Origin of the sequence: Streptomyces sp. NRRL S-495 (assembly GCF_000966955.1) — a bacterium.
Taxonomy (GTDB): Bacteria; Actinomycetota; Actinomycetes; order Streptomycetales; family Streptomycetaceae; genus Kitasatospora; species Kitasatospora purpeofusca.
The window spans coordinates 1-3920 of record NZ_JZWY01001184.1; the positions used below are offsets into that span (position 1 = coordinate 1).

A 3920-nucleotide genomic window follows, 5' to 3' on the forward strand; every position below is an offset into this window, starting at 1 on the left:
CGGCCTGTCTCCTGTACTGGTCTCGTCCGGCGGCTGCGGCTGTGCAAGCGGGCGCGAAACACGGTACGCACCTGCTCCCGGCAGCGTGCTCCCGTGCCGGTCCGGAACTCCCTGGCAGCATACTCGCCAGTAGCTCGACGGTCACTACTCGCCAGTAGCTTACGCCGCGCGGTCCCGGCCGGGCGTCCCTCGGACCCCCTCGGCAGCCCCGAGCAGGCCGTCGGCCCAGGTGGACCGCGGGACGGACGCACTGCCGTCAGGGCCATCCTGCCCCAGCCCGACCCCTGCTCCACCCCGTGGGGGCGCTCCTTCCCCCTCGGGACCCACCGCGACGACGGAACGCGCCGTTCCGTGCCGGGGCGCGGGACCGCTCAGACCGCCTCGCCCAGCGCCGCGATCACATCCGCCCGCCTCGGCTGCCCGGCCGCCCGGCGGACCACCCGGCCACCCGCGTCCAGCACCAGCACCGTCGGCGTCCGCAGGATGTCCAGCCGCCGGACCAGCTCCAGCCGCTCCTCGGCGTCCAGCTCCACGTGCGCCACCCCGTCGACCATCCCGGCCACCTCGGCGAGCACCCGGCGAGTGGCCCGGCAGGGCTGACAGAAAGCCGTGGAGAACTGCACCAGGGTCGCCCGCTCGCCGAGCGGCACCCCCAGCTCGGCCGCCGACAGCCCCACCGACCCGTCCTTCGCCCGCACCCTCAGCCTCCCGTCGCGCTTGGCCCGCAGCAGCCCGAACGCACTCGCCAGCGCGAGCACGACAACGCACACCACCAACCCGGTCATCCCCCCAGTCTGCGCCAGGCCCCCCAGGCCCCGGGAGCGGCCCCGGCAAAACGGTCGACCGCCGGCCCGCGGCCCGCGTACGATCGCCGGGTGGACTCCGACCGCCCCGCACAGCCGCTGCTGACCGCCCGCCGGGTGGTCGACCTGTGCCGGGCCACGGCCTCGCGCTGTCGCTGACGCTCCCCAACCGTCAGCCCGCCGCCGTCCCCTCCCGGAGTCCCCGTGCAGATCGATCCCCGCGGCCCGCGCTTCGCCGCCGCGCTCACCACCGTCGTCCTGACAGCCGTCCTGCTCACCGGCAGCGGAGTCCTGCTCGCCGCCCAGGCCCTCGTCTTCGCCCTCGGAGCCCTCGGCGGGCTGCGCCGCTCCCCCTACGGGTGGCTCTACCGCACACTGGTCCGGCCCCGGCTGGCACCACCGACCGAGACCGAGGACGAACGCCCGCCCAGGTTCGCCCAGGGAGTCGGCCTGGTCTTCGCCCTCGTCGGCGTGCTCGACTTCCTCACCGGGGCCACCTGGCTCGGCCTGCTCGCCACCGGGTTCGCGCTGGCCGCCGCCTTCCTGAACGCCGCCTTCGGCTACTGCCTGGGCTGCGAGATGTATCTGCTGCTCCGCCGCGCACAGAGCCGGGTGGACCTCACCGCCTGACCGCGCCGCGCCACCACCCGACGCCGGGCCCGGCCGGAGCGGAAAAGTTCCCGGCCGGGCCCATCACGTACGTCACACCTTCACATTCCGCCAGGCGGCACCCCTCAGGTGACAGCGGGCACTCCTTCGGGGGATCATCTCCGTGTATCGCCCGTGGCCGCCGCGGTGTGCCGTGCTCCCGGTCGGCCCCCACGCACCGCCCCGGGGCCCCGCCGTACCGGGCCGCCAGGCCCGTCGAAGTCAGGACTGACCGTGGCAGAGCTCGTCTACCCGCCGGTGATCGGCGCCGCACTGACCGTCTTCCGCGCACTCGACGTGCGGATCAAGATCGTCGGCGCCGAAAACATCCCCGCCGAGGGCGGGGCGGTGCTCGTGAGCAACCACATCAGCTACCTCGACTTCCTCTTCGCCGGCCTGGGCGCCTACCGCGGCGGCAAGCGCAAGACCCGCTTCATGGCCAAGGACGACGTGTTCAAGCACGGCGTCTCCGGCCCCCTGATGCGCGGCATGAAGCACATCCCGGTCGACCGGACCGACGGCCAGCCCGCCTACGAGGCCGCCGTCCGCGCCCTCCGGGCCGGCGAGGTCGTCGGCGTCTTCCCCGAGGCCACCATCAGCCGCTCCTTCATGCTGAAGAAGTTCAAGACCGGCGCCGCCCGGATGGCCGCCGACTCCGGCGCCCCGCTGCTCCCGGTGATCCTGTGGGGCACCCAGCAGCTGTGGACCAAGGGCCGCCCGAAGACGCTCACCAAGCGGCACGTCCCGGTCACCATCATGATCGGCGAGCCGATCGTGCTGACGCCCCAGGACAAGCCCGTCATGGTCACCCGGCGCCTGCGCGCCGCGATGACCGAGATGCTCGACCGCGCCCAGCGCGAGTACCCCGGCAAGCCCTCCGGTCCCGAGGACAACTGGTGGCTGCCCGTCCACCTCGGCGGCACCGCGCCCACCCTGGAGGTCGCCGAGGCCGAGGACGAGGCGGAGGCCCTCGCCAAGGCCGAACGCCGGGCCGCCCGCGGCTGACCCCGGGCCACCGTTCCCGCCGATCTGCCTTACTGCCGTTCTGCTGCTCCGCCGTGCTGCCGTACTGCCGCACGAACGGGCGACTCTCCGTCGCCGGGCGGACGCGGACCGTCGCGTGTCGCCCGGCTCCGCACCCTCCGATCTGACAAGGTGACAGCTCCTTCGGGGGGCAATCACGTCCGGACTCGCCGGGCGGATCGGAGACGGAGATGACACGCGGATGACGCGCACACGGCTCTCACGGACCACCCCCGCCAAGGCCCGCACCCGCCCTCACGCCGGTGCGGGCCTCCTGCTCGCCGGGGCCCTGCTCACCGGCTGCGGCGCCCAGCCCGGCGAGATCCCGCTCAGCGAGATCCGCGCCGAGTCGCCCAGCCCGACCCCCACCGTCGAAGCGGCCGTCGCCAACGGCACCGCCGCCGTCGACGCGGCTGCGGCCGCGGCCGCGGCCGCGGCCACCCCGACCGCCCCGCCGGCCCACAACGGCCTCATCGCCAGCAGGGGCTTCCTCGACCAGGACCGCCTCACCAGCGCGATCTTCGCCGTCACCGCCGACGGCCGGACCCGGCAGCAACTCACCCAGCCCGCCGACCAGACCCGGGACGACCACCCCACCTGGTCCCCCGACGGCACCGCGCTCGCCTTCGACCGGACCGGCGGCGACTCCCCCGGCCGCATCTGGACCACGAGCTCCGACGGCCGGAACGCCCGTCAGCTCGGCCCGCTCTGCGAGACCGGCGCCCCGGACTGCGTCAACGAGACGGAGACCGCGCCCGCCTGGTCCCCCGACGGCAAACTGATCGCCTTCACCCGCAGCTGGGGCCGCTCCGATCCGGACTCGGAGCAGATCCAGTACAGCGACCTCTTCGTCATCGCCCCCGACGGCACCAGCGCCCAGCGGCTCACCTTCCTCACCAACGACACCCCTTACTCCGGCGCCGTCACCGACCCGTCCTGGTCCCCCGACGGCAAGCAGCTCGTCTTCTCCTACCGGACCAGCGCCACCGGCCAGCCCGCCAACGGCCGTTCCCTCTACATCGTCAATGCCGACGGCACCGGCCTGCGCCGGCTCACCCCGTGGGAGCTACGGGCCGGCGAACGCGCCGACTGGTCCCCCGACGGCAGCCGGATCGTCTTCACCACCTACCCGGCCGGCCCCGACAACGCCCCCGGCGGCGGCATCTACACCGTTCACCCCGACGGCACGGCCGTCGAGGCGCTCACCCCCGGCCCGTCCGACGTCACCTACGGAGCCGCCTCCTACTCACCCGACGGCACCGCGATCGCCTTCGACCAGGCCCCCGCCGGCGGAGCCTCCGAGCTCTACACGATGCGCGCCGACGGCTCGACCGTCACCCGGCTCACCAACACCCCCGGCCACGGGGAGAGCCGCCCGAGCTGGGGCACGGCCGAACCGCAGCCGCAGGGCTGACCTTTCGGCAGCAATTCACGCACAACGCAAAG

At 74.0% G+C, this 3920-nt stretch carries 4 protein-coding genes; 3 read left to right on the top strand and 1 reads right to left on the bottom strand.

From position 1 onward, the window contains the following. Nucleotides 1–371: 371 nt before the first annotated feature. A complete protein-coding gene (locus tag VR45_RS40350; RefSeq protein ID WP_045944955.1) occupies nt 372–785 on the bottom strand; it encodes a thioredoxin family protein in 414 nt (137 codons plus the stop codon). A 222-nt stretch (nt 786–1007) separates the two neighbouring features. On the opposite strand from VR45_RS40350, the gene VR45_RS40355 reads away from it, so the two are divergent. From VR45_RS40355 to VR45_RS40365, 3 genes are all read left to right on the top strand, one after another. Next, entirely contained in the window at nt 1008–1433 is a 426-nt protein-coding gene (locus tag VR45_RS40355; RefSeq protein ID WP_045944956.1) for a DUF4395 domain-containing protein, read from the top strand. Nucleotides 1434–1685: 252 nt separating this feature from the next. Then, on the top strand, nt 1686–2456 hold the full coding sequence (locus VR45_RS40360; protein WP_045944957.1) for a lysophospholipid acyltransferase family protein: 771 nt from the start codon (nt 1686–1688) through the stop codon (nt 2454–2456). A gap of 220 nt (nt 2457–2676) precedes the next feature. Then, nucleotides 2677–3888, top strand: coding sequence for a PD40 domain-containing protein (locus VR45_RS40365; RefSeq protein ID WP_045944958.1), 1212 nt, complete (start codon nt 2677–2679; stop codon nt 3886–3888). Nucleotides 3889–3920: the final 32 nt, after the last annotated feature.

Coding starts and splice junctions, on each gene's coding strand:
- VR45_RS40350 (WP_045944955.1), bottom strand. CDS start 785: ATGACCGGGTTGGTGGTGTGCGTTGTCGTGCTCGCGCTGGCGAGTGCG.
- VR45_RS40365 (WP_045944958.1), top strand. CDS start 2,677: ATGACGCGCACACGGCTCTCACGGACCACCCCCGCCAAGGCCCGCACC.